Source organism: Streptomyces sp. NPDC050548 (assembly GCF_044457385.1).
Taxonomy (GTDB): Bacteria; Actinomycetota; Actinomycetes; order Streptomycetales; family Streptomycetaceae; genus Streptomyces.
Map to the genome: position 1 here is coordinate 679363 of NZ_JBITGV010000002.1, position 24677 is coordinate 704039.

Consider the following 24677-nt stretch of genomic DNA (forward strand, 5'->3'; position numbering starts at 1 on the left):
GGGGGAGGGGACCGGCGGGCGGGGACGGTGCGGCCGGGGAAGGCCCCGGACCGGCGTCCTGGTGTGGATCGTACGGCCGCTGCCTCAGCGCTTCCCGGTGGTGACGGGCGACACGGGTGGCCGGTCCGGGCTGCCGGACGCGTCGTCCGGGGTCTCGGCCAGCAGGTGGCGCAGCCGTTCGCCCTCGACGTCCACGTTGGGCAGGATCCGGTCGAGCCGGCCGGGCAGCGCCCAGGCGCGGCGGCCGAGCAGGGCCATGACCGCCGGTACGAGCGTCATGCGGACGACGAACGCGTCGAACAGGACGGCGGAGGCGAGGCCCAGCCCGATCGACTTGATCAGCGCCACGTCGTCGAGCAGGAACCCGGCGAACACCGAGATCATGATGACCGCGGCGGCCGTGACCACCCGGGCGCTGTGCCGGAAGCCCGCGATCACGGCCTCGGTGGGCTCGGCCCCGTGGACGTACGCCTCGCGCATCCGGGTCACCAGGAACACCTCGTAGTCCATGGCGAGTCCGAACACCACGCCGATCATGAAGATCGGCAGCACGCTCACGATCGGCGAGGTCTGGTCGACGCCGAACAGGTCGGCCAGCCAGCCCCACTGGAACACCGCGACCACCACACCGAGCGTGGCGACCACGCTGAGCAGGAAGCCGAGGGCGGCCTTGAGCGGGACCAGGATCGAGCGGAACACCAGGAGCAGCAGGATCAGGGCCAGGCCGACGACCACACCGAGGTAGGGGATCAGGGCGCTGCTGAGCTTGCTGGACACGTCGATGTTCAGCGCGGTCGTGCCGGTCACCATCAGCTCGGAACCGGTGTCGGACTTCAGCGCCGGGCCCCGATCGCGGATCTGGGAGACCAGGTCGACGGTGTCCTGACTGCTGGGGGAGCTCTTCGGGACGACGGAGATCAGGGCCACGTCGCCGCTCTGGTTGAACACCGCCGGGCGTACGGCGGCGACGTCCGACAGCTTGCCCAGTTCGGTGACCGTGTCCTGCGCGGCCGTCTTGGCGTCGCTGCTGCCCCGACCGTCGACGACCACCGTGAGCGGGCCGTTGTAACCGTCCCCGAAGCCCTTGGTGATGGTGTCGTAGGCGATGCGCTCGCTGGTGCCGGGCGCGGACATGCTGTCGTCGGGCAGGGACAGCCGCATCGACAGGGCGGGTATGGCCAGGACGCCGAGCCCGACGACCGAGACGAGCAGCATCTTCACCGGGTTGCGGGTCACGAACCGGGCCCAGCGCACGCCCGTCGTCTCGCCCTCGCCGCGCTCCTGGAGGGCGCGCATCCGTCGGGAGGTGAACCGGCTGCCCATGATCCGCATCCCGGCGAAGCCCAGCATCGCGGGCAGCAGGGTCAGCGCGATCAGTACGGCGACGACGACCGAGAAGGCTGCGCCCAGGCCCATCGTGGTCAGCATGCTGATACCGATGATGCTCAGACCGACCAGGGCGATGACGACCGTGAGACCGGCGAACACCACCGCGGAACCGGCGGTGCCCAGCGCGCGGCCCGCCGCCTCCTCCGGCTCGTGACCCTCCCGGATCTCGCTGCGGTAGCGGGAGACGATGAACAGGGCGTAGTCGATGGCCACCGCGAGACCCAGCATCAGCGCCAAGGTCGTGGCGGCCGAGCTGAGGTCGAAGAACGCGCTCGCGACCGTGATGGCGGCCACCGCCGCCCCGACCCCGAAGATCGCCGTCAGCAGCGGCAGCCCGGCCGCGAGCATCGACCCGAACGTGATGACCAGCGCCACGGCGGCGATCAGCAGACCGATCAGCTCGGCCGCGCCGCCGCCCGCCTTCTCCTGTACGGCGTTGCCGCCCAGGCTGACCGCGAGGCCGGCCTTCTCGCCCTTGTCGGCCACGGAGTGCAGCGCGTCGCGGGCCGCGTCGGTGACGTCGGGCTGGGTGACCTTGTAGGTGACCTGGGCGTAGGTGATGGTGCCGGACTCGCTGATCAGACCGCTCTGGTACGGGTCGCTGACGTTCGCGACCTGGGGCGCCTTCTTGAGGTCGGCGATCAGCGACTCGATCTCGGTCTTGTTCGCGCCGGACTTCAGCTGCTGCCCGTCGGGTGCCTCGAACACCACGCGGGCGGTGGCGCCGGCGGCCGACGCCTGCGGGAACTCCTTGCCCAGCAGGTCGATCGCCTTCTGCGACTGCGTGCCGGGCAGGGTGAAGCTGTCGGACGAGTTCGACGACACGCTCGCCGCGCCGATCCCGACGGCCGCCAGGACGGCGATCCACAGCATCAGGACGAGCCGTCGGCGCCGGAACGAGAACCGGCCCAGTCGGTAGAGGAAGGTGGCCACGGAGTACTCCCACCAGGTTCGAGAGAAAGAGGTTCGAGAGGAAAAGGAGGGCCTTCGCGACCCACGACTTCACGCTAGGAGCGCCTTTCCTCCCCTCCGCAGCACCGGGGAAGTGAAAACGGCCGGGGTGACTAGTACCGGGGTACTAGGCCCTCTCCACCCTCCAGTCGAGGTGGGCGGCCCTCCGGCCCGGGCGGGTGCCGTGATCCGCCCCACACGATCCGGGACAAGAGCCGGTTATGGTGACCAGGCGAATCGAACAGGGACAGAACCGGCGGAGGACACCGTGTCGGACGAAGGGCGTCGCATCGCCGGGCGCTACCGGCTGACCGAGCAGATCGGCCGCGGCGGCATGGGCACCGTCTGGCGCGCCGACGACGAGGTCCTCGGCCGTCAGGTCGCGATCAAACGGCTCCACGCGCGGCCGGAACTCTCCGCCGACGAACTCGCCACCCTCTACGAGCGCACCCGCCGCGAGGCCCGCAGCGCCGCCCGGATCCAGCACCCGAACGTGATCGTCGTCCATGACGTCGTCGACGACGACGGCCGCCCCTGCATCGTCATGGAGTACGTCCCCGGCCCCACGCTCGCCGACCTCCTCAAGGACGGCCGGACCCTCCCGCACGAGGAGGCGGCCCGGATCGGCCTGGACACGGTCGCCGCCCTGCGCGCGGCCCACGCGGCCGGTGTCCTGCACCGGGACGTCAAGCCCGGCAACGTCCTGCTCGGCACCGGCGACCGGACCGTCCTCACCGACTTCGGCATCGCCATGACGGACGGGGCCTCGACCCTGACGAAGACCGGCGAGATGGTCGGCTCCATCCACTACATGGCCCCGGAGCGGATCCGGGGCCTCACTCCTGGCACCGCCTCCGACCTGTGGGCCCTGGGCGCCACGCTCTACCAGGCCGTCGAGGGCCGTCCGCCGTTCCGCCGGGCCACCGCGATGGAGACCGCCTACGCCATCGCCGTCGACCCCCTCGAACCCATGAAGCAGGCCGGCCCCCTGGAGCCGCTGATCGAGGCACTCCTGATCAAGGAGCCCGACGAGCGGCCGACGGCTCAACAGACCGAGCGTGCCCTGCAGACCGCGTGGTGGGGAGAGGTGACGGCCGAACTGCCGCCGCCCGCCGCCGAGTTGACGACCATGGAGCCGACGGGAGACACGGGTCGCGGGCGCCGCCGGGGCCGCAAGGGGATCATCGCGGGGGTGCTCGCCCTCGCCGCGGCGGCCACGGCGTTCGTGCTGCACGGGACATCGACATCGCCACCCGGGCACGCGACGACCCGAGCCACGACCACGCCCTCCACGTCTCCCGTCCCGGACGGCTACCACCTCGTCCGGGAGCAGCAGCTCGGCGTCTCCTTCCCGGTGCCGGACGACTGGAAGGCCGGCAAGCGGTCGGCGGAGAGCGTCACCTACACCGACGAGACGGGCCTGGCCGGGCTGACCATCGGCGTCGTGGACCCGGCGGGACCCAACCCCAGCACGCACTTCGCGGACATGGAGGCCAACACCAAGGTCAACTACCCCACCTATCGCCGACTCCGTATGCAGCAGACCACCTTCCGCGAACAGCCCGCCGCGATCTGGGAGTTCACCTTCCAGGGCCGGGTCCGGGTGTTCCGCGCCATCGACCTCGGCTTCGGCGAGGAGGGCGACCGCGAGTACGACATCTACCTCTCGGCCCCGGACGCGAAGTGGGACACCTACCGCCCCGTCTTCGACAAGGTCAGGGACGGCTTCGTGACGAGCGCGTCGTAACTCGCGGGCTCACTCCGGGTGTTCGGCGCGGAGGACTAGCGGGTCGGCGCCCGGCCGATGACCCCGTCCGCCTCCAGTGCGGTGATCTCCCGTGCGGTCAGCCCGAGTTCGGTCAGCAGCTCGTGGTTGTGCTGTCCGAGCAGGGGCGCCGGGCGAGTGGTGCGGGGGCCGGTGCTTCGGGAGAGCCGGGCCGGGAAAGTGCTGTAGCGGGCCCGGCCTGCCACGGGGTGGTCGATCTCCTCGAAGAAGCCGCGGAACCGCAACTGCTCCAACTCGGCCTGCCGGTGCGGCTGCAGCACCTTGCCCACCGGGACACCGGCCGGCCAGAGACGGTCGACGATCTCGTCCGCGCCGCGCTCACGGCACCAGGCGGCGAGTTGTGCGTCGAGGGCGTCATGATGCGCACGCCGTCCCTCGGCGGTGGACAACTCGGGGGCCGACGCCCAGCCGGGGCGGTCGAGGGCGTCGCGCAACGCCTCCCACTGTTCGTCGGTGGCCACGGCGATCGCCACCCAGGAGTCCTCCCGGCCGAACTCGTCGGTGTCCGCGGTGAGATAGAGGTTCTGCGGGGCCGCACAGGGCCCCCGGTTCCCGGCCCGCTCCAGCAGCGCGCCGTAGGCCGAGTACTCGATGACCTGCTCGGCGGCCACGTTGAGGGCCGCGTCGACCATGGCCGCCTCGACCAGCACTCCCTCGCCGGTGCGGCGCCGGTGCTCCAGGGCCAGCAGCAGACCGTTCAGCGCGTGGACGCCGGCGTTCGGATCACCGATCGAGTACGGCTCGACCGGATTGCGCTCCGGATGGCCGGTGAGCCAGGTCAGCCCCGACGCGTCCTCGATGACGAAGGCGAACGCGGCGTTGTCGCGCCACGGTCCGTCGAGGCCGAAGCCGGGCATGCGGACCATGACCATGTCGGGGCGCAGGGCCCGTACCGCCTCGTAGTCCAGGCCTAGTTGGTCCAGAACGCGCGGGGTGTAGTTCTCGACGATCACATCGCAGGTCGGGATCAGCCGGCGCAGCAGGTCCCGTCCCCGCTCGGTGCGGAAGTCGATGGTCAGGCTCTTCTTGTCGCTGTTGAGGCCCGCGAAGATCGGCGACCGTTCCCACCACTGGTCCACGGTCGGCGGTACGCCCGCGATCAGCCGGGTCCCGTCCGGCCGCGAAGTGGATTCCAGGTGGATCACCTCGGCCCCGAGCAGGGCGAGCACGTGCGTGCACGAGGGGCCGGCCCAGAAGGCGGTCATGTCGAGGACCCGCAGGCCGTCGAAGGCCAGTCCGGTGTCCTGCTTCCCGGTCGCCCGACGCGCCGCGCCACGGCGGCTCTCGGTGTGCTCGCCGAGGTGCGGGGGCGGTCCCGGCGGCCGTAGCCGGGCGGGCTCCAGACGGAAGGGCGGAGTCGGCTGGAGGAAGCCGTCGCGCGGGTTGGGCAGGAAGCTCCGGCGTGCTTCGAAGTGGTCCATGGCCGGGGCGTTGGCGCCGTTGACCACCGCGGAGTTGGGGATGCGGAACGCCGTGGCCAGCTCGCGGATCTCCGCGACCGTCCGGGCGGCGATCCACTCCTGGATCACCGGGGCCGCCTCGGTGGTCCGTGCGCCGATCGAGACCGGGTTCTTCTCGTCGATCCACTCCGGGTGGCCGACCATCGCGCAGAGGTCGAAGAACTGCTGGGCCGTCGCACACCCCAGCGCCACGAGTCCGTCCTTGGCGGTGGCCACGCCCGGCATGTTCAGCCTGCGGGTCTGCTGCCACGGCCGGTCCAGCATGTCCCGGAACGTCACCGGGTGATAGGTCAGGGACAGGACATGCGCTTCGAGCATGGAGAGGTCGACCAGTTCGCCGGTGCCGGGCGCGCGCAGTCGTACGGCCATGGTCGCGGCGGCGGCGTACGCCCCCGAGACCCAGTCACCGACCTGACCTCCCACGTGGACCGGCGCCCGGTCGGGGGCGCCGCGCCCCAGGCCGACGATGCCGCCGGACCAGGCCTGCAGCGTGAACTCGGTGGCCGCCCGGTCCCGCCACGGTCCCTCAAGGCCGAACGGCGTGATCGACGTGACGACGAGATGGGGGTGGGCCCGGTGGATCTCCTGCGGTGACAGCGGCGAGCCCGGCGACCACACCGCGACGTCCGCGGTCTCCAGGAGTCCGCGCACCAGCTCCGGATCGCCGACCACACTCTCCTTCGAGCAGGCCAGGAAGCTGAACAAGGCCCCGTCGTCGCCGGGTTGGAGCGTCGCACCGGATGCCGACCACCGTCGTAGCGGATCGCCCTGCGGAGGTTCGACCTTGACGACCTCCGCGCCGCCGTCGGCGAGCAGCTTGGTGCAGTAGGCGCCCGGGATTCCCGTGGACAGGTCCACCACCAGGCAGTTGCCGAGCGGGAGTTCGGCCGGAGCGTGGCTCAAGAGTCGCCCCTTCGTTCGCGGCCCGACCTGCTGAGCCGGAAGTCCGGCGGGAAACGGTCGTCGTTGTTCCTGACGGCGTTGGGTACGCCGCCGTTGACCGTCTCCTCGTCGAGCATCAGGTCGTCGCCGTCGGCCCGGGCCATCCCCCCGACCGACTCGAAGAGACCGGTGAGCAGAGAGCCCATGTACTCGCCCTGGTGCTGTTTGAAGATCTCGAAGAAGACCTTCTGCATGAACACCGTGTCGGTCGGCCGGTTCCGTGCGCAGGCCAGCGCGTACTTCTCCACCTCCTTCTCCAACTCGCCCCGGGGGACGACGCTGTTGAGGAAGTTGCACTCGTACATCTCCAGGGCCGTGAAGGGCCTCCCGGTGAACACCATCTCCTGGAACTTCCGCATGCCCATCGTCTGCGCCCAGGTCCACATCCGCGGTGCCCAGCCGACGTAGCGGAAGGAGGGGTGGCCGAAGAGGGCGTCGTCGGCGGAGATCACCAGGTCGGCGTCGGCCGCCTGGTAGAAGTGCCAGCCGTAGCAGTAGCCCTTGACCTCCAGGATGCTGATCTTCTTGAAGTCCTGGAGGCTCCGGCAGCCGGCTCCGGGGTTCGCGTACCACTGCGCGGGGGTGCCGCCGTAGCGGTAGGAGCCCTTCGGGGGATAGCGGACGTCGTCCTCCTCGTCGAGCCCCAGCTCCGACAGGAGGGGGCCGGCGGTCGGCGCGGCGTGCATCTCCATGGTTTCCGTGATGTCGGCGCCCGAGCCCAGGTCGTCGCCGATGCCCCGGATCACCAGGACCTTCACCTCGTCGTCGACATTGGCGCGGTGCAGCAGGTCGCCGAAGCGCAGCCGGGCCGCCGCGGTCGGTGCGTTGAGGGCGTCGGGCCGGTCCAGAGTGAGGGTGGCGATCTTCGTCCTGGGGTCCTTCTCGTAGCGGATGATCTCCTCCGCCGAGGGACGCGAGCTGTCAGCCATGTAGGTCCTAACTACCGTTGCCAGACGGGACTTGAGGTCAGCGGTTCGGCGCCGTCCGGGGTGATGAGCACCGCCTCCCGGCGCAGGACGGCGCCCACGCCCTCCTGCCAGACGTAGCCGGTCACGGCCAGGGCCATGCCGGGTTCGAGCCGTTCCTCGGCCGCGGTGGCCGGCAGTCCGGAGGTGATCACGGGCGGGTCGAAACCCAGGCCGAGGCCGCGGGCGACGGGCATCGGGGGCAGGGGCTCGCCGGCCGTGTCGTACGCGGTGAGGAGATCGCCGGCCGGTGTGCCCGGCCGGCAGGCGGCGAACAGCCGCTCCCACAGGTCGGCCGAACGCCGGTACAGGGCACTGACGGCGGCGGAGTCCCCACCCTCGACCGGCCACGTACGCCCGACCTCACCGATGTAGCCGCCCGCGACCACGCCCGCGGTCAGGGCGACGAGGTCGCCGGGGCCCACCCGGCCGTCCTCGCCCACCCGCCGCCACGGGTGGTCCCGGGACGTCACCCACGCCACCTCCTGGGTCGCCGGTGTGGTCACGCCACCGGCCGCCGCGGCCTCCAGGAGCACGCCTGAAAGGTGCCGCTCGCTGACTCCCGGCCGCAACTCGGCCACCGCCGCCGCCAGGCTCGCCTCGGCCACGCCGATGGCCTGCCGGAGGGCCGACACCTCCTCGGCCGTCTTGACCCGCCGGGCCGCGCGCATGACCGGTTCGCCGTCGACCAGCTCGGCGAACGGGAAGGCCAGGGGCAGGAGTTGGGCGAAGGTCGGCGAGATGGTGTCCGTGCCCACCCGGCGGGCCGTGGCCGCTCCCTCGATGTCCCGGATCACCGTCACCCAGTTCATCGGGTTCCAGGTCAGGCCGTACAGCTGCTCGTGCGGGATGTCGTCGGGGATGCCCTCGTCCCAGGTGCTGAGCATGTGGATGGCACCGGTGGCGCGGACCACCACGGCGGCGGGCGCGAAGGGATGGGTGCCCGCGGTCCACAGTCCGCGGGCCCCGGTGACGTAACGGACGTTGGCGCTTCGCCCGAGGACGAGGACGTCGAGGTCGTGGGCTTTCATGTGTGCCAGCGCACGCTCCCGCCGCCCACTGCGGAGAGCGCGGTCGTCCGGCAGGACCTCAGTCGCCATAAGGGGCGTAGGAGTAGTCGGTCAGGGCTGTCCAGCCCTCTTCCTCGATCACCAGGACCTCCTCGCTGCGGTAGCCGCCGGTGCCGTCCTCCCAGACCACGGGTTCCAGGACGAGCACCATGCCGGCTTCGAACACCAGCTGCGCGTCGAACTCCTCACCCAGGTCGGTGCCGACGAAGGGCATCTCGGCGGGGTCCGTGCCCATGCCGTGGCCCAGGTAGAAGTGGGGGAGCCAGGGCTTTGCGCCGCCGTTCGTGTCGATGGCGGCCCGGGTCAGGTCGGCGGCGGTGGCCCCTGCCCGCAGTACGTCCTTGACCGCGTTGTGGATGTCCCACCACTTGGTGAACTGCTCCCGCTGGCGCGGGTTCGGGTCCTGTCCGACGATCCAGGTGCGGCCGAAGTCCGAGCAGTATCCGGCGTAGTTGATGCTCACGTCGGTCCACAGGACGTCGCCCTTGGCCAGTTCCCGCTCCGTCGTCAGGAGGGGGAGGGCGAGGTCGCCGTGGGTGGTCCACACCCCGGCCTCCCGGGAGGCCGGCATCACCTGCCAGATGGGGTCCAACACGTTGGCCAGGGCGCCGTGTTCGTAGGCCCGGCGCACGAACGCCGCCGAAAGGTCGATCTGCCGCATCCCCGGCGCCAGTGAGCCCGCGATGTCGGCCATGGCCCGCTCGGTGATCCGCAGAGCGGTACGGATGCAGGCCAGTTCGTCGGGCGTCTTGATCACCTTGGCCGCGGTCAGGACCAGCGCCGCGTCGACCGGAGGCCCGCCCGGGAACAGGGACTTCTGCGCCCTGCGCATGGCCCCGGTCACCTCGTCGGCCGCGATCCTCGCCCCGGCGGGTACGAGGTCGGCGATCACGGCGGCGAAGTTCCGTACCCCTTCGTCGAACTCCAGGTAGACCGGCGGGTGGACGTGGTCGGCTGGCAGTGGCGACTGCCCCGAGGTGCCCTCGCGGAACGGCATGAACAGATGCGGCCACGGGTCGTCCGCCACCACCACCGCCACGGGACGGTCGACATGGGCGAGACCGGAGTCGCCGAGCGGCCAGCTCGCTCCGGTCGCGTAGGTCACCGCGTTGTTGCCGAGCAGGATCAGGGCGTCAACGCCCTGTCCCGCCATGGCAGTTCGCAGTCGTGCGCCGCGTTCACGGTTCATGCGGGGCAGGTCGGGTTCGGCCGGGATGTCGATGACGGTCATTCCCGTCTCCCTCACGAGGTCATGGAGCTTCGCCGTCGGTTGTCGTGGTCCCGGCCGGTGCTACAGGCCGAGATACTCCTTGACGTTGCCGCTGACGATGCGGGCGGCCTTCTCGGGCCCGACGGCGTCCACGACCATGGCGATCGACTTCTCCGAGTAGCCGAACGTGCTCTCGTTGTGCGGGTAGTCGGCGGACCACATCACCCGGTCCACACCGATGCGGTCGACGAGTTCGAGACCGAGCGGGTCGACCATGAAGGACGCGTACATGTGGTGGTCCCAGTAGTGCTGGACGTCGTGCTCGACGGGCCGGTCCAGCATGTGCCGGTAGGAGGCCAGGAGGTGTTCGGCGTCCTGGAGCGCGGAGGGAACCCAGTTCACGCCCCCTTCGAACCAGCCGACGCGCAGCCCCGGATGACGGTCGAGGATGCCGCCGAGTACGTACCTCCCGAACATCTCCCGGTACGGCGCCACGTTGGCCACCATTCCGACGGCGATGGCGTTGACCTCGCAGGGGGCTTTGAGGCCGGTCTCGCCGATGTGGTGGGAGACCGGGAGCCCCACCTCCTCGATGACGTCCCAGACCGGGATCATCGCGGCGCCGGAGTAGTCGATGGGGGTGCCCGCGTCGTCCTGTCCGGGGTCGAGCGGCATCAGGAAGGTCTTCAGCCCCAGGCCCTTCATCTCCTCCAGGGTCCTGCGGGCCCCTTCCGCGTCCCACCAGTTGATGAGTCCGACGCCGTGGAAGCGGCCTCCGGAGCGCTCCTGCAGTCCGGCGATGTACTCGTTGTAGATCCGGAAGCAGAGCTCGCGGACCTCTTTGTCGGGGTAGCGGAACATGGCCAACAGCGCGTTGGGGAACGCCAGTTCCTTCGCGATGCCGTCCGAGCCGAGTTCCTGGATGCGCCCTTCGAGGTTGTCGCTGCCCGCGCCGGTCAGGGGGTCGTACTGCATGAGCACATGGCTGAACTCACCCGGCAGGAACGACTTTCCGCCCAGTCCCAGCTCGTAGGCGCCGTCCTCGTACCACACCCGCGGCGCCTGATTCCTGAGCCGCTCGGGGAAGCGGTCGTAGAAGATGTCGTCCGCGAGGGAGATGTGGTTGTCGGCGGAGAACACCTCGGTGCCCGGCGGGAGGCCCAGGGAGGAGCCGTCCGAGTGGCCGTGCCGTTCCTTCGGCGGACCGAAGCCTTCGGGGGGATACAGGGTGGATGACTGGCTGGACATCTTTGTCCTCCAAGGGGAGCCGCGGGTTTCACGTCCGTACGTGGTTCGTCTGCTCCTGCCGGGCGGGGGAGTGGGCGGGTCAGGCCCGCAGGGGCTTCGGGCCCGCCGTCATCCCGCCGTCGATCGTCAGTACCGTGCCGGTGGTGTGCAGCGACCGGTCGCCGCCCAGGTAGGCGACTGCTTCCGCCACGTCCCTGGGGGTGCCCTGTCGCTTCAGCGGCTGGACGGCCGCCATGTGGGCGCGGATGCGCCGGGTCGTCTCCTCGGCGTCCCCCTCCTGCCCGGCCGCCGTCGCGGAGGCCAGCAGCTGTGTCGGGATGCCGCCCGGCGCCACGCAGTTGACGCGGATGCCGTACTCGGCGAGATCGACGGCGACGCCCTTGGTGAAGTGGATGACCGCGGCCTTCGAGGCGCGGTAGGTCGGCACGCTCGCGCCGGCCTGGATCCCGCCCACGGAACTGACGTTGACGATGGATCCGCCGCCGTTCGCCGCCATGTGCCGGGCCGCCGCCTGGGTACCGACCATCACGCCGAGCAGGTTGACCGAGAGGACGCGCTGGAAGTCGGCGAAGTCCTCGTCGAGGAAGTGCTGGTGCATGGCGCCCGACACGCCGGCGTTGTTGACCATGAGGTGCAGTCCGCCGAACTCCTTCACCGCGAAGTCGACGAGTCCCCGGACCTGTTCGGTGTCCGCGACGTCCGTCCGCCGGAAACGGACGTCCGGGCCGTAGCCGTTCGCCAGCGACTCGCCGATGTCCGGGTCGAGATCGGCGATGACGACCCGGGCACCGTCTTCGAGAAGCCTCTCGACGGTCGCGCGCCCCAGGCCCGCCACTCCGCCGGTGACCACGGCGACCTTCTCCGACAGTTCCTTGTCCATCGTGGTCACTCCCATGTGACGGGGAGCGAGTAGACCCCGTAGGCCAGCCGGTCGTGCTTGAACGCGATCCGGTCCAGCGGCTCGGCCAGGCGCAGGGTGGGGATCCGGCGGAAGAGCGTGCCGTAGACGACCTGGAGCTCCACACGGGCGAGTTGCTGGCCCACGCACTGGTGGATGCCGAAGCCGAACGCGTTGTGGTGCCGGGCGTTCTCCCGGCGCAGGTCCAGCGCGTCGGGGTCGGGGAAGACGTGCGCGTCCCGGTTGGCGCTGAAGAGTTCGATGATGATGCCCTCGCCGGCGCGGATCACCTCACCGCCGATCTCGATGTCCTCCTTGGCGATCCGCCGCTGGCCGCCGTGGATGATGCCCAGGTAGCGCAGGAGTTCCTCGACCGCGCCCGCGACGACCTTCGGATCGTCGGCGTCCCGCAGGATCGCCAGCTGGTCGGGGTGCTCCAGCAGCGCGACGACGGCGAGGCCGATCATGTTGGCGCTGGTCTCGTGGCCCGCGATGAGCAGGCCTGTGCCCATCATGGCCGCCTCGGACACGCTGATGTCGCCGGCGGTGACGAGTGCCGCGATCTCGGACAGCGCGTCGTCCGCGGGTTCGGCGGCCTTCTTCTCGACGAGCCGCACCAGGTAGTCGTTGAGCGCCCCGAAGGTCCGCATGCTCTCCTCGGCGGACACGTCGTGTGCGATACCGCGTGCGGCGTTCTCCTGGAAGAAGTCGTGGTCCTCGTACGGCACGCCCAGCAGTTCGCTGATCATCAGGGTCGGCAACGGCAGCGCCAGCGCCTCGACGAGATCGGCGGGCTTCGGTCCGGCGAGCATCGAGTCGATCAGATCGTCGGTGATCTTCTGGATGGTGGGGCGCAGCGCCTCCACCCGCTTGAAGGTGAACGGTCGGGTCATGATCCGGCGGAACCCGGTGTGCTCGGGGGCGTCCGAGTTGAAGACCGACCGCGGGCGGTACGCCACCGCCGCCGCCATGCCCTCGTGCCAGTGCGGGAAACCGGGCAGCCGTTCGTCGACGCTGACCCGGGGGTCGCCGAGCAGAGCGCGCTGCTCGGCGTGGCCGGTGACGATCCAGGGGGTGCTGCCGTCCCAGATCCGCACCCTGGCGAGGGGCTTCTCGGCGGTCAACTCCCGCAGGGCCGGGGGCGGATCGAACGGGCAGCCCTCCGCCCGGGGCATCGGCCACTCGGGGACCTCGGCGGCGCTGCGGGTTGCGGCGCCTGTCAGTGCGTCGGACATGTCCATCCTCAAGGTGTCGTCCGGGGTGTCATGGCGCGATGTGGATCGCCAGCGCGGGACAGACGGCGGCCGCGTCACGGGCGTCGTCGGCCAGTTCGGCGGGCGGCTCGTCGGTCAGCAGGACGACGACGCCGTCCTCGTCGCGCTGGTCGAAGACGTCGGGCGCGGTGGCCGCGCACTGGCCGGCCGCGACGCATCTGTCCTGCTCGACGGTTATCTTCACGGGCTGCTCCCTCAGTGCCGTCGGGACAAGGCGGCGCCCTTGTGGACTCCGTCGACCGCGCCTCCGAGTGAACTCCCGCCGCATTCGTAAGTCAATCGGCTGATTCAAAATTTACCGAGACCGGTGGGTGAGGGCTGTAGCTGACGATCAGTCAGGAACTCTCCGTCACGGGCGCCGTCCACAGCCCGACGATCGCGTCGACCAGTCCGTCCGCGGCGTCGTGCCAACTGGCTCTCGGAGTAGGCGAGTTGAGGGCGAGAGCGCGCTCACGCTCGGCGCACGTGTAGAGGATCACGGTGCGGGTCATGGAGGTGCGTTCCGCGCGCACCTCGGCCGGCAGGTCGGGCAGGCACCTGTGCAGGCCGTCGAGGATCTGCCGCCACACGGGCAGGTCGAGGGTCTCGGCGACCAGGATCTCGTGGAGTGCGGGGTCGGCCATCACCTGGGCGCAGAACCGCGCGTACCACGTGGGGTTGCCCGACTCGGCCAGGTACTCGGGGGTCGGCCGCACCAGGCACGCCACCCAGTCCCGCAGGTCGGTGGAGTCACCGGTCTCGGCCAGCAGTCGCCGGCTCACGCGCTCGATCCGCTCGGCGTGATGGCGGGCGATCGCGCGCACCAGGTCCGTCTTGGTGCCGAAGTGGTAGCCGACCACGGCGGTGTTGCCCTGCCCCGCCGCCTCGCTGATCTGCCGGTTCGACACGGCGTACACACCACGCTCGGCGAACAGCCGCTCCGCCGTTGTCCGGATGAGCTCCCGGGTCACTCTGACCTGTTCGGCCCGGACACTCCTACCCGTCATGTCCACCACCGTACCGGGGTCGTGCCCGGCCGGTGGCTCCCACCTGCCTCTGGACGGAGATCAACCAGGTGACTTACGTTCTAGGCGCGTCGGACCAACGGGACAAGTCGTCGCGGGATGGCGCCATGTCCCGGAACGGCGGTGGTGACGATGGCCGACAGTACGCGGCGGGACGAACAGGTCAGGGCGACACGGAAAGCGCTCCTGGACACGGCGGAGCGCCTGTTCGCCGAGCACGGGGTGCACGCGATGTCCAACCGGCGGATCAGCGAGGCGGCGGGGCAGGGCAACAACACCGCGGTCGGCTACCACTTCGGCACCAAGGCCGATCTGGTGCGGGCCATTGTTCGAAGACACGCGGAGGAGATCGAGAACATTCGCGTGGCCATGCTGGCCGACATCGGGGACTCCACCGACCTGCGGGACTGGGTGGACTGTTCGGTGCGTCCGGTCACCCGGCACCTGGCGGCACTCGGACGTCCGAGCTGGTACGCCCGGTTCATCGCGCAGGTCTCGGCCGACCCGGCCCTCTACGCCATCACGGAGGAGGAGTTCTTCGGAGCCTCCCCGTCGCTGCGGAAACTGGAGGAGGGCCTGACCCGCTGCGTGCCCGTCCTGCCCGCAGGGGTGCACACCGATCGCGCCGTCATGACCCGGCACCTGATCGTGCAGATGTCCGTCGAGAGGGAACGGGCCCTCGCCGACGGCACCCCCACCACCCGGTCGACCTGGCACGACACCGCCGACGGTCTTGTCGACGCGATCGTCGCGCTGTGGCAGGCGCCGGTGACCGCTGGGGCGCCGACGCCGAAGTGACCGCGGTCCGGGCGTAGTTGAGGGCGACGGGGTGCCGTTCCACTCACCGGGAGTACGAACCCCGGACCCGGTCCCCGAACCTACGGTGTGGCTCACCTGTCGGCACCCCGGTCAGGGGCTGCCGCGCCGGATCGCGGAGGGAGACAGTCCGATGACCGACTGGGACCACTCGACCGACTTCTTGGTGGTGGGGAGCGGGGCGGGCGTCACCGGGGCGATCCGCGCCCGCGCGCTCGGCAAGGACGTTCTCGTCGTGGAGAAGACCGACCGGTTCGGCGGGTCGACCTGCATGTCGGGCGGTGTGATGTGGCTTCCCGACAACCCGCTCATGCGGCGCGAGGGCGTTCCCGACTCGGCCGACGCCGCACTCACGTACTTCGCCACCGTCGTCGGCGACGCGGGCCCGGCGTCGTCCACCGCCCGCAGGAAGGCCTACGTCGGCGCGGGTGCCGAGATGGTGGACTTCCTGGAGTCCGAAGGACTGGAACTGCGGCGCTGTGAGGGCTACAGCGACTACTACTCCGGCGTCCGGGGCTGCGAAGGAGGCTCGGCACGCGGCAGGTCGATCGAGGCGAAGGCCTTCGACAAGAAATTGCTCGGGAGTTGGCAGGACCGGATCCGTCCGGGCTTCTCGGGCGGCCTCGCCGTCTACACCGGTGAGGCGTCGCGCCTGACGCTGATGCGGACCCGGGCCGGGCTGACCGTCCTGGCCAGGGTGGGACTGCGGACCGCCCTCGGCAGGCTCCGCCGGCAGCGGCTCGTGACGAACGGAGTGGCCCTGTCCGCCCGTCTGCTCCAGATACTGCTGCGGCAGGGCGCCACCGTGTGGCTGGAGTCCGCATTGTCCGACCTCGTGGTCGAGGACGGACGGGTCGTCGGCGCCGTCGTCCACCGGGGCGGTCGTGACCTCCGGGTACGGGCACGGGACGGCGTGCTGCTCGCCGCCGGGGGCTTCGCCCGCAACAAGGAGATGCGCGAAGAGCACTCGGGAGGCCGGCCCACCAGCGACCGGTGGACCTCGGCCAACCCGGGCGACACCGGCGAGGTGATCCGGATCGCCATGGCACACGGGGCCGCGACGGACATGCTCGACGAGGCGTGGTGGATGCCCTCGTGGATCATGCCCGACGGCACCCCCAACATGTGCATGTCCGAACGCACCAGGCCGGGCTCGATCATCGTCGACGCGGAGGGCCGCCGCTACTTCAACGAGGCGGTCGCCTATCAGGAGGCCGGTCAGCAGATGTACGCACACGACCGGGAGGTGGGAGGAGCCGTCCCGTCCTGGCTCGTCGTCGACTCCCGGCACCGCGGCCACTACCCGTTCGGGATGTCTCCCCCCGGCCGCACACCGAAGGAGTGGATCACCAGCGGCGCGATGAAGCGCGCCGACACCCTGGAGGACCTCGCCGGGCAGTGCGGGATCGACGCCGGCGGACTCCTCAAGACCGTCGAACGGTTCAACACGTTCGCGGCGCGGGGCGTCGACGAGGACTTCCACCGGGGAGAAGGCGACCACGAACGGTTCTACGGCGACCCCACCCATGCCCCGAATCCCTGCCTGGGGCCCGTCGCGAAGCCGCCGTTCTACGCGGTCGCCCTGTACCCGGGGGACATCGGCACCAGCGGGGGAATCCTCTGCGACGAGTTCGCCCGGGTGCTCGACACCGAGGGGAATCCGGTCGACGGGCTCTACGCCACGGGCAACTGCACCGCGTCCGTGATGGGCCGCAAGTACCTGGGCGCGGGGGCCAGCATCGCCGCCTCGGCGGTGTTCGGACACGTGGCCGCGAACCACGCGTCCTCGGTGGAGCGGGAGCCGGGCGCCGGCAGCGCCGACTGACGGGGGCGTGGCGCACAGCGGGTGATCGGCACACCGGGGGACCCGGGCCGTCCCCGCAGGCCGAACCGCACGCGACGCCGTGCACCGCTATTGCCTCCACGGCCCGCGCCCCGTTACCTTGCGGCAAAGTTACAGGCCAGCTACGCGATGCGGTCCGGCGCATCGGTGTTCGGCGAGCGGAACAGGCATCGGGTGACAGGTCGCGGCAAGGGACAACTGGAGGCGCAGTACGGCCTCCTCACGAACATCGCCACCGAGGCGGGCGTCTCGCTCAGCACGGTGTCCAAGGTGGTGCACCGGCGCCGGGACGTCGGCGCGCGGACGCGTGAACGGGTCGAGGAACTCCTCGCCCGGCACGGCTTCGTCCGGCCCTGGGAGCGGGACCCCGCGACACCCCGGCAGATCATCGCGGTGTTCCGGGACCTCTCCGGGCCGTACACGCTGGAGGTGGTCCGCGGCATCGTGGACGCGGCCGGAGAACTCGGCATCGACGTGGTCACCGGCACGACGAGCCGCCGCTCGATCTCCGGGTGGCTGGAGCAGTGCGTCGCGCTCGGCGCGGCCGGGATCGTCATCGTGATCTCGATGCTGTCCGAGGAGGACCAGCGCCGCATCGTCGAACAGCGCCTCCCGGTGGTCCTGATCGACCCGCTCAGCGCGCCCTCCGAGGACATCCCCAGCATCGGCGTGACGAACTGGAGCGGTGCCCGCGACGCCGTGCAGCACCTCCTGGACCGCGGCCACACCCGGATCGGCATGATCGCGGGCCGCTCCCACTCCCTGGCCGGGGCGGCCCGCGTGCACGGCTACCGGGCCGCGCTGGAGGAGGCCGGGATCGCCTACGATCCGACGATCGTCCGCTCGACCGACTTCGACTACGCCGAGGCGCTCGCGACCGGCGCCCAGATCCTGGGCGCCGACGACCCGCCCACGGCTGTCTTTGCCGCCAGTGACGCACAGGCGCTCGGTGTGCTGGAGGCGGCCCGGCAGCACGGCCTCGCCGTACCGGACGACCTCGCGGTGATGTCCTTCGACGACACACTCGTCGCGGCGATGGCCTGCCCGCCCCTGAGTGCCGTACGCCAGCCCTTCGAGGAGTTGGGCCGCGAGGCGACCCGGGTGCTGCTGGAACTCGCCCAGGGCCGGCCGCCCGTGTCCCCGCGCATCGAGCTGGCGACAGAACTCGTACTGCGGACTTCTACATCCGTGCGGAGACGCGTCAATACCACGTAACTCCCCATTCCGCGAAACACTTTCGAAACGCGGCGGTGACATTGCCATGTCCGCTGCGAATACTGGCCTCCTGCCCGGACCCCCTCCCGGTGAAAGGAAAGCCGTTGACAAGATCCTGGGTGCGAAAGGCTTTCGCGTGGGCGACAGCCTTCGGCACGGGCGTGGCATTCGCCATCGCCTCCGCGACAAGCGCGTCGGCCTATCAGCCGAGTCCCGCCAATCTGTATACGGCGACCAACACCGCCGCCTGCAACAAGAGCCCGTGCGTGCTCTATCCGAAGTCGGCCCAGCTGCCGGACGGCCGGATCGTGGCCACCTTCGAGAACGACCAGACCGCCCCGGTGGGCCAGACGCTCCCCATCTACAAGAGCGACGACAGCGGCACGACGTGGGCGAAACTGTCCGACGTCAAAGCCCCCGCCTATCTCTCCAGCGACTCCAAATACGCTAAATACACGAGCAATTGGACCAACCCGTATCTCTACGTTCTCCCGCAGAACGTCGGCAGCCTGAGCGCGGGCACCCTGCTGCTCGCGAGCATCGTCTCCGGCGACGACTACTACTACCAGGAGCAGAAGGCCGCCAACTCCAGCTGGACGCCCACCAGCGACGGCGACCGCAAGGACGTGGCGCTCGCCCTGTACTCCAGCACGGACGACGGCGCGACCTGGACCATCCAGAACATCATCGCCGCCGGCGGCTGGCAGGGCGGCAGCGCGGGCAGCATCGGCCGGGTCTCCACCGCCAACACCTCCGCCCAGGTCGACCCCGTCTGGGAACCCCATCTCCTCGCCCACAACGGCCAGCTCATCGCCTACTACTCCGACGAGGACGACTACACCGGCTACAACACCACCACCGGCGCACCGACCCTCGACCCGGCCAACGACACGGCCACGGACTCCGGCGGCCAGGTCCTGCTGCACCGCACCTGGAACGGTTCCAGCTCAACCGCCTGGAGTTCCCCGGTAGTTGACGTCCCCGGCTCCACGGTGACCATGACCGGCGGCAAGACGGAGATCGGCGGCGGCCGGCCCGGCATGACGACCATCGCCCCGACGACCGACGGCAAGTGGCTGCTGACGTACGAGTACTGGGGCGGCGGCACGAACGTCCGTTACCGGATATCCGACGACCCGACGAAGTTCTTCTCCGCCACGGACAACCCGATCACCTCGCTGCCCGTCCCCTCGGGCGGCGCCACCCTCGCCACCGGCGGCAGCCCGGTCCTCCTCCCCATGCCGGACGGCCGGATCGTCTACAACGCGGCGGGCAGCGGCGACGTCTGGGTGAACGAGTCCGGGTCGAGCACGGGCACTTGGAAGGAGTACAAGACGTCGATCGCGGCCGGCTACAGCCGCATGCTCCAGTACGTCGACGGCACCGGTCGCGTGCTCGTACTCCAGGCGTCCTGGAGCGGGAGCAGCGTCGGCCCCGTCAAGTACGCCGAGGTCGACCTCGGCCGCTCCGACGGCGCCTACTACAGCCTCGTCAACCGGCTCACCGGGCAGGTACTCAGCCCCGCGTCCGGGAAAACCCAGGACGCCAACCTCACCGGGAACACCCCCGACCTGATCCTGAGCGCCGCCAACTCCACCGACGCCACCCAGCGTTGGCACCTCACCGCCAAGGGCAGCAACATCACGCTGCTCAACAAGGCCGGGGGCCGCTCGGTCGCCATCTGGACCGGCACCGCGACGGCGGGGCAGAAGCTGGCCCAGTGGGTCGACGACGGAGCCACCGACAAACAGTGGACGCAGGTCGCGTCCTCGACCAGCGGCTACTACAAGCTCCGCTCGGTCCTCAACACCAGCCTCTACATGACCGGTTCGACCGCGGGTGGCTCCGTCACCGTCGCGGCGGCGACCACCGACGGCTCCCAGGACTGGCAACTGGTCCAGGATCCGCTGCCCACGGCCGCCACCTTCACCCTGAAGGGCACCAACTCAGGCCGCTGCCTCGACGTCCCGAACGGCGCGACGGGCGTCCAGGTCCAGATCTACGACTGCTCCGGCAACGCCAACCAGACCATCACGCAGACCACGGCCGGCGAACTCCGCGTCAACGGCAACTGCCTTGCCGCGAACGGCGACGGCACCACCGCGGGCACCACGCTCATCCTCTGGGCCTGCAACGGGAAGTCCAGCCAGAAGTGGGCGTTCCGGGTGGACGGCACCATCGTCAACCGCTCCAACGGCCTGGTCATCGACGTGACCGGTTCGGGGACGGCCAACGGCTCGAAGGTCGAGCTGTGGACCGGGTTCGGCGCCACGAACCAGCAGTGGACCCGCAGTTAGTCATCGCTCGACAAGAAAGTGGCCCCGCCGGTCGGATCGACCGGCGGGGCCACTTCTCGTACGGCTGGTTCGACTACTCGCGCTCGACGCTCACCGGTACGGCGTGGTGCCGCAGAACCGTCGCGTCCCGTTCCTCGCCCACGAGTCGGATCGTCTCCCGCACCGGAGTGTCCAGGCTGGAGGAGCCGATCTGCAGCAGGATCTCGCCGGGCTCGACGATGCGCCGCCCCGCCAGACCGGTGAACGCCAGCCGGTCGGTGTGGACGTGGAAACGCACCGTCGCCTCCTCGCCCGGCTCAAGGGCCACCTTGGCGAAGCCGAGCAGGGCCCGAACCGGCCGGGTCACCTGGGCGACCGGGTCGATCGCGTACAGCTGGACCGTCTCGGCCCCCGCGACCGCCCCCGTGTTGCGCACCCGCGCGCTGACAGTGAACTCGCCGTCCACCGGCACCAGTTCACGGTCCACGCCGAGCCCGTCGATCTCGAAGCCCGTGTACGACAGACCGTGTCCGAAGGGGAACGCCGGTGTCGGGTCGAGGTTGGAGAGCCAGCTCTGCCGGTCGCCGAGCGGCGCGTGCAGGTAGGTGTAGGGCTGGCCGCCCGGTGTGGTCGGGAGCTGCACGGGCAGCTTCCCGCTGAAGTTCGCCTTCCCCGCCAGGAGTTGGGCCACCGCGCGGCCGCCCTCCTCGCCCGGCAGGAAGACCTGCACCATGGCCGCCGCGGTGGACGCGAACCGGCCCACCGCGTAGGGGCGGCCACTGCTGACGACCAGGACGACCGGCCGCCCGGTCGACAGCACCGCCTCGACCAGCTCCTCCTGCACGCCCGGCAGCCGCAGGTCCTCCACGTCACAGCCCTCGCCCGAGGTGCCGATCCCGAACATGCCGGCCTTGTCGCCGACGACCAGCACGGTCAGATCGGCTCCTGCGGACGCTTCGACCGCGGCGGCGATACCGGAGCGGTCCGCCTCCCGGATAGGGCAGCCCGGCTCGAAGTCCCAGTCCACGGAAGGCAGTTCGGCCGCGAGAGCGTGGCGCAGGGAGACCGCCTCGACACCGTTGCCAAGGTCGTCGCGCTCGGCGAGGACATGGTTGGGGAAGCTGTAGCAGCCGAACATGGTACGCACGTCGTCGGCGCACGGGCCGATCAGCGCGATGCGTCCGGTCGCGGGGAGGGGCAGGGTCCCGTCGTTCGACAGCAGGACGGCACTCGACTGGGCGACGGCATGGGCGAGTTGACGACTTGTCGGTTTGTCGAGGTCGAGTTCACCCGCGATCAGGGCGGGCGGGCGCGGGTCCCAGTCGGCGTCGAGCAGGCCGAGGTCCGCCTTCTGGCGCAGTACCCGGCGTACTGCCCGGTCGACCAACTCCTCGCCCACCAGGCCCTGTTCGACGGCGTCCACGAGCGCGTCGCCGAAACCGCGCTGGTCGGGCAGTTCGACGTCCAGCCCGGCGGTCAGGGCGAGCGCGCCGGCCTCCGGCAGATCGGCCGCCACCCGGTGGTCGTTGACCAGGAAGGGCAGGGACCAGTAGTCGGAGACGACCGTTCCCTCGAAACCCCAGGCCTCGCGCAGGACTTCGGTCAGCAGCCAGCGGCTCGCGGCCGGCGCCTCGCCGTCGATCTCGGCGTACGAGTTCATCACCGACCGCACACCCGCGGCGACGAGCCGTTCGAAGGGCGGCAGGATGACGTCGAAGAGTTCGCGGCGGCCGATCCCCACGGGCGCGTGGTTGCGGCCGCCCATCGAGGCGGAGTACCCGGCGAAGTGCTTGAGGGTCGCGTACACCCCGGCGCTCTGCAGCCCGGTGACATACGCCTCGGCCAACTCGCCCACCAGGTACGGGTCTTCGCCGTAGGTCTCCTCGCAGCGGCCCCAGCGGTAGTCGCGGATGACGTCGACGACGGGGGACAGGCCCTGGTGGACTCCCGCCTCGGCCATGTCGGAACCGATGGCCTCGCCCACCCTGCGGATCAGCGCCGGGTCGAAGGTGGCCGCCATGCCGAGCGAGGTCGGGTAGATGGTGGCGCCGTAGGCGGTGAAGCCGGTCAGGCACTCGTCGTGGGCCATGGCCGGGATGTCGAATCTGCTCTGCGCCACCACCTGCCGCTGGTGCTCGGCCAGCAGGCGGGCGTGCTCCAACGCGGGCCGGGGCAGGGTGCCGTAGGGCCGGGTGAGCTGGCCCAGGCCGTGCCGGGCCGTCCGGTCGAGGTCGCCGACGCGGCCGAAGTGGTTGCTGCCGGGGGCCACTTCGGGGCCGTCGGCCTCGATGTCCTCCCAGGTGCTGCTCAACTGCGCGACCTTCTCCGGCAGGGTGAGCCGGGCGAGCAGCGCCTCGACGCGTTCGGCGACGGGCAGGGCGGGGTCGGTCCAGGGGCGGTCGCTCTCCTCCTGGGGGAGGCCGCCGTGGTCGGGCATGGTGGTCGTCATTCACGACTCCTCGGTGTTGCGCGGGCACGCCGACGGGGCCGGGCGCAGGGCCCGGCCGTCGTACGGGGTGAACTGCCCGGTAGTGGGGGCTACTTGGAGAAACCGGCGGTGAGACCGGCGACGAGCTGACGGCGGGCCAGGATGAACAGGGCCAGCATCGGCAGGGTGGAGAGCACCACCGCGGCCATCGTGGCCGGTACGTCGATGCCGAACTGGCCGCGGAACAGGGTCAGCGCCAGCGGCAGTACGGCCTTGTCGCCGCTCTGGGTGAGGATGAGGGGGAAGAGGAAGCCGTTCCAGACCTGGAGACCGTCGTAGACGGCGACCGTCATCAGCGCCGGACGGGCCAGTGGCGCCGCGAGCGACCAGAGCATGCGCCAGTCGCCGGCGCCGTCGACGATCATCGCCTCGAACAGCGAACGCGGCACGTCGCGCAGGAAGCTGACCAGGATCATCACGGTGATCGGCAGCGCGAACGCTGCCGAGGGCAGGACGATCGCGAGCAGGCTGTCGTAGAGGTGCATGCGGATGATCAGCAGGTAGACCGGGATGATCACCGCCTGCAGCGGGATCGCCAGGCCGAGCAGGAACACGCGGAACGACGCCCGCGAGAAGCGGCTGCCCGCGTTGCGGACGATCGAGAACGCGGCCATCAGGGCGACCGCCACGGCGATGACGACCGTGCCCGCGGTGACGACCACGCTGTTGAGGAGGTAGGTGGTGAAGTCGCCGTCCAGGACGGTGCGGTAGCTGTCCAGCGTCGGGTGGCTGGGCAGGGCGAGCGGGCTGTCGGAGGTGAAGTCGGACTTGCTGCGCAGGCTGGTGACCACCAGCCAGTAGATGGGGACGACGACGATCGCCGTCCAGAAGAGGGCGGCGCCGCCGGTGAGGGCGCGGCGGAGGACCCCCGGGACGGGGTTCTTCCGGACCGGTCCGGGTGTCGTCGCCCGGTGGCTTGGAACGGTCCGCCGTTCGGTGTCGGTGGTGCGGGTCTTGGTCACGGTGGTGCTCACATGCCCTCCTGCTGGCTGTCCATCCGGTTGAAGCCGGACAGGCGGGTGGTCAGCAGCGACAGGCCCAGGCCGAAGACCACGAGAAGGGTGGCCACCGCGCTGGCCCGGCCCATGTCGTGGGCCTGGAAACCGGTGATGTACATGGAGAGGGGCAGGACGCGGGTCGCGGTGCCGGGCCCGCCGGTGCCGCCCGACAGGACGAAGATCAGGTCGAAGTAGGTGAGCGAGCCCACCAGCATCAGCGTGCTCGACGTGACCAGCGTGTACTTCAGCTGCGGCAGCGTGATGTGCAGGAACCGGGTCACCGGCCCGGCGCCGTCGAGCGCGGCGGCCTCGTACAGGGCGGTCGGGATCTGCCGTATGCCCGCCTGGTAGAGCAGTGCGTGGAACGGTACAAACTGCCAGGCGATCACGAAGATCACGGTGTACAGGGCGAGTTCGGGCGAGCCGAGCAGCGGCTTGGCCAGCCAATGCAGGCCGGGCGTGGAACCGATGCCGAAGGACGGGTCGAGCAGTGCCTGCCAGGTCAGGCCGATCGCCACGGCGGAGAGCAGCAGCGGAAGGAAGAACAGCACGGCGAACAGGGCGCGCAGCCGGCCCTTGGGCGCCTGGAACAGACCGAGCGCCAGAGCGATGGGCGTCTGCACCAGCCAGCTGACCACCATCACCTTGACGGTGAGCCACAGCGACTGCCAGGTGGCGCTGTCGGTGAGGACGGACGTCCAGTTGGTGAGGCCCGCCCAGCTGATGGAACCGAGGCCGTCCCAGCGGGCGACGCTGAGCGCCGCCACGCCGACCAGGGGGACGAGACCGAAGAGGCCGAAGAGGAGCAGGGCCGGAGCGGCCATGAGGAGGCCGCTCCCTCCTC

At 70.4% G+C, this 24677-nt stretch carries 18 protein-coding genes; 5 read left to right on the top strand and 13 right to left on the bottom strand.

Features of this window, described 5'->3' with window-relative positions; translation table 11 throughout:
* Positions 1–84 precede the first annotated feature (84 nt).
* The gene (locus ACIBJH_RS08960) at positions 85–2322 is read right to left on the bottom strand and encodes an MMPL family transporter (protein WP_399116153.1); all 2238 of its coding nucleotides are present in this window, start codon (positions 2320–2322) and stop codon (positions 85–87) included.
* 286 nt (positions 2323–2608) lie between these two features.
* On the opposite strand from ACIBJH_RS08960, the gene ACIBJH_RS08965 reads away from it, so the two are divergent.
* Positions 2609–4087 carry a serine/threonine-protein kinase gene (locus ACIBJH_RS08965; RefSeq protein WP_399116154.1) on the top strand — a complete coding sequence of 493 codons (1479 nt, stop codon included), beginning with the start codon at positions 2609–2611 and terminating at the stop codon, positions 4085–4087.
* Between the two features lie 35 nt (positions 4088–4122).
* On the opposite strand, the gene ACIBJH_RS08970 is transcribed toward ACIBJH_RS08965, so the two are convergent.
* The 9 genes from ACIBJH_RS08970 to ACIBJH_RS09010 form a co-directional block, all read right to left on the bottom strand.
* Positions 4123–6489: a CoA transferase gene (locus ACIBJH_RS08970; RefSeq protein WP_399116155.1), complete on the bottom strand. Its 2367-nt coding sequence runs from the start codon at positions 6487–6489 to the stop codon at positions 4123–4125.
* Complete coding sequence (locus ACIBJH_RS08975; RefSeq protein WP_399116156.1) at positions 6486–7457, bottom strand: enoyl-CoA hydratase/isomerase family protein; 972 nt, start codon at positions 7455–7457, stop codon at positions 6486–6488. The genes ACIBJH_RS08970 and ACIBJH_RS08975 overlap by 4 nt, the downstream gene beginning before the upstream one ends.
* Before the next feature lie 11 nt (positions 7458–7468).
* Positions 7469–8593 carry a M24 family metallopeptidase gene (locus tag ACIBJH_RS08980; RefSeq protein ID WP_399116157.1) on the bottom strand — a complete coding sequence of 375 codons (1125 nt, stop codon included), beginning with the start codon at positions 8591–8593 and terminating at the stop codon, positions 7469–7471.
* Complete coding sequence (locus tag ACIBJH_RS08985) at positions 8583–9794, bottom strand: M24 family metallopeptidase (RefSeq protein WP_399116158.1); 1212 nt, start codon at positions 9792–9794, stop codon at positions 8583–8585. The genes ACIBJH_RS08980 and ACIBJH_RS08985 overlap by 11 nt, the downstream gene beginning before the upstream one ends.
* Before the next feature lie 60 nt (positions 9795–9854).
* On the bottom strand, positions 9855–11021 hold the full coding sequence (locus tag ACIBJH_RS08990) for an amidohydrolase family protein (protein ID WP_399116159.1): 1167 nt from the start codon (positions 11019–11021) through the stop codon (positions 9855–9857).
* Positions 11022–11100: 79 nt separating this feature from the next.
* Positions 11101–11901 carry an SDR family NAD(P)-dependent oxidoreductase gene (locus ACIBJH_RS08995; protein WP_399116160.1) on the bottom strand — a complete coding sequence of 267 codons (801 nt, stop codon included), beginning with the start codon at positions 11899–11901 and terminating at the stop codon, positions 11101–11103.
* A 5-nt stretch (positions 11902–11906) separates the two neighbouring features.
* Positions 11907–13154: a cytochrome P450 gene (locus tag ACIBJH_RS09000; protein WP_399116161.1), complete on the bottom strand. Its 1248-nt coding sequence runs from the start codon at positions 13152–13154 to the stop codon at positions 11907–11909.
* Positions 13155–13182: 28 nt separating this feature from the next.
* Entirely contained in the window at positions 13183–13377 is a 195-nt protein-coding gene (locus ACIBJH_RS09005; RefSeq protein ID WP_399116162.1) for a ferredoxin, read from the bottom strand.
* A 151-nt stretch (positions 13378–13528) separates the two neighbouring features.
* Complete coding sequence (locus tag ACIBJH_RS09010) at positions 13529–14179, bottom strand: TetR/AcrR family transcriptional regulator (RefSeq protein WP_399116163.1); 651 nt, start codon at positions 14177–14179, stop codon at positions 13529–13531.
* Positions 14180–14329: 150 nt separating this feature from the next.
* On the opposite strand from ACIBJH_RS09010, the gene ACIBJH_RS09015 reads away from it, so the two are divergent.
* From ACIBJH_RS09015 to ACIBJH_RS09030, 4 genes are all read left to right on the top strand, one after another.
* On the top strand, positions 14330–14995 hold the full coding sequence (locus ACIBJH_RS09015; protein WP_399116164.1) for a TetR/AcrR family transcriptional regulator: 666 nt from the start codon (positions 14330–14332) through the stop codon (positions 14993–14995).
* A 151-nt stretch (positions 14996–15146) separates the two neighbouring features.
* Positions 15147–16838: an FAD-binding protein gene (locus ACIBJH_RS09020; protein WP_399116165.1), complete on the top strand. Its 1692-nt coding sequence runs from the start codon at positions 15147–15149 to the stop codon at positions 16836–16838.
* A 192-nt stretch (positions 16839–17030) separates the two neighbouring features.
* Positions 17031–18071, top strand: coding sequence for a LacI family DNA-binding transcriptional regulator (locus ACIBJH_RS09025; protein WP_399116166.1), 1041 nt, complete (start codon positions 17031–17033; stop codon positions 18069–18071).
* Between the two features lie 119 nt (positions 18072–18190).
* The gene (locus ACIBJH_RS09030) at positions 18191–20368 is read left to right on the top strand and encodes an RICIN domain-containing protein (protein WP_399116167.1); all 2178 of its coding nucleotides are present in this window, start codon (positions 18191–18193) and stop codon (positions 20366–20368) included.
* A 73-nt stretch (positions 20369–20441) separates the two neighbouring features.
* On the opposite strand, the gene ACIBJH_RS09035 is transcribed toward ACIBJH_RS09030, so the two are convergent.
* From ACIBJH_RS09035 to ACIBJH_RS09045, 3 genes are all read right to left on the bottom strand, one after another.
* Positions 20442–22796, bottom strand: a complete 2355-nt coding sequence (locus tag ACIBJH_RS09035; RefSeq protein WP_399116168.1) for a glycoside hydrolase family 3 N-terminal domain-containing protein — start codon at positions 22794–22796, stop codon at positions 20442–20444.
* Between the two features lie 89 nt (positions 22797–22885).
* Positions 22886–23809: a carbohydrate ABC transporter permease gene (locus ACIBJH_RS09040; protein WP_399116169.1), complete on the bottom strand. Its 924-nt coding sequence runs from the start codon at positions 23807–23809 to the stop codon at positions 22886–22888.
* The gene (locus ACIBJH_RS09045) at positions 23806–24657 is read right to left on the bottom strand and encodes a carbohydrate ABC transporter permease (RefSeq protein WP_399116388.1); all 852 of its coding nucleotides are present in this window, start codon (positions 24655–24657) and stop codon (positions 23806–23808) included. Before ACIBJH_RS09045 ends, ACIBJH_RS09040 begins: the two co-directional genes overlap by 4 nt.
* Between the last annotated feature and the right edge of the window lie 20 nt (positions 24658–24677).

What these genes read in the sequence shown, in the direction of transcription:
- ACIBJH_RS08975 (WP_399116156.1), bottom strand. Translation starts at nt 7,457, where the DNA reads ATGGCTGACAGCTCGCGTCCCTCGGCGGAGGAGATCATCCGCTACGAG.
- ACIBJH_RS08980 (WP_399116157.1), bottom strand. Translation starts at nt 8,593, where the DNA reads ATGGCGACTGAGGTCCTGCCGGACGACCGCGCTCTCCGCAGTGGGCGG.
- ACIBJH_RS08985 (WP_399116158.1), bottom strand. Translation starts at nt 9,794, where the DNA reads ATGACCGTCATCGACATCCCGGCCGAACCCGACCTGCCCCGCATGAAC.
- ACIBJH_RS08990 (WP_399116159.1), bottom strand. Translation starts at nt 11,021, where the DNA reads ATGTCCAGCCAGTCATCCACCCTGTATCCCCCCGAAGGCTTCGGTCCG.
- ACIBJH_RS08995 (WP_399116160.1), bottom strand. Translation starts at nt 11,901, where the DNA reads ATGGACAAGGAACTGTCGGAGAAGGTCGCCGTGGTCACCGGCGGAGTG.
- ACIBJH_RS09000 (WP_399116161.1), bottom strand. Translation starts at nt 13,154, where the DNA reads ATGTCCGACGCACTGACAGGCGCCGCAACCCGCAGCGCCGCCGAGGTC.
- ACIBJH_RS09010 (WP_399116163.1), bottom strand. Translation starts at nt 14,179, where the DNA reads ATGACGGGTAGGAGTGTCCGGGCCGAACAGGTCAGAGTGACCCGGGAG.
- ACIBJH_RS09015 (WP_399116164.1), top strand. Translation starts at nt 14,330, where the DNA reads ATGGCCGACAGTACGCGGCGGGACGAACAGGTCAGGGCGACACGGAAA.
- ACIBJH_RS09020 (WP_399116165.1), top strand. Translation starts at nt 15,147, where the DNA reads ATGACCGACTGGGACCACTCGACCGACTTCTTGGTGGTGGGGAGCGGG.
- ACIBJH_RS09035 (WP_399116168.1), bottom strand. Translation starts at nt 22,796, where the DNA reads ATGACGACCACCATGCCCGACCACGGCGGCCTCCCCCAGGAGGAGAGC.
- ACIBJH_RS09045 (WP_399116388.1), bottom strand. Translation starts at nt 24,657, where the DNA reads ATGGCCGCTCCGGCCCTGCTCCTCTTCGGCCTCTTCGGTCTCGTCCCC.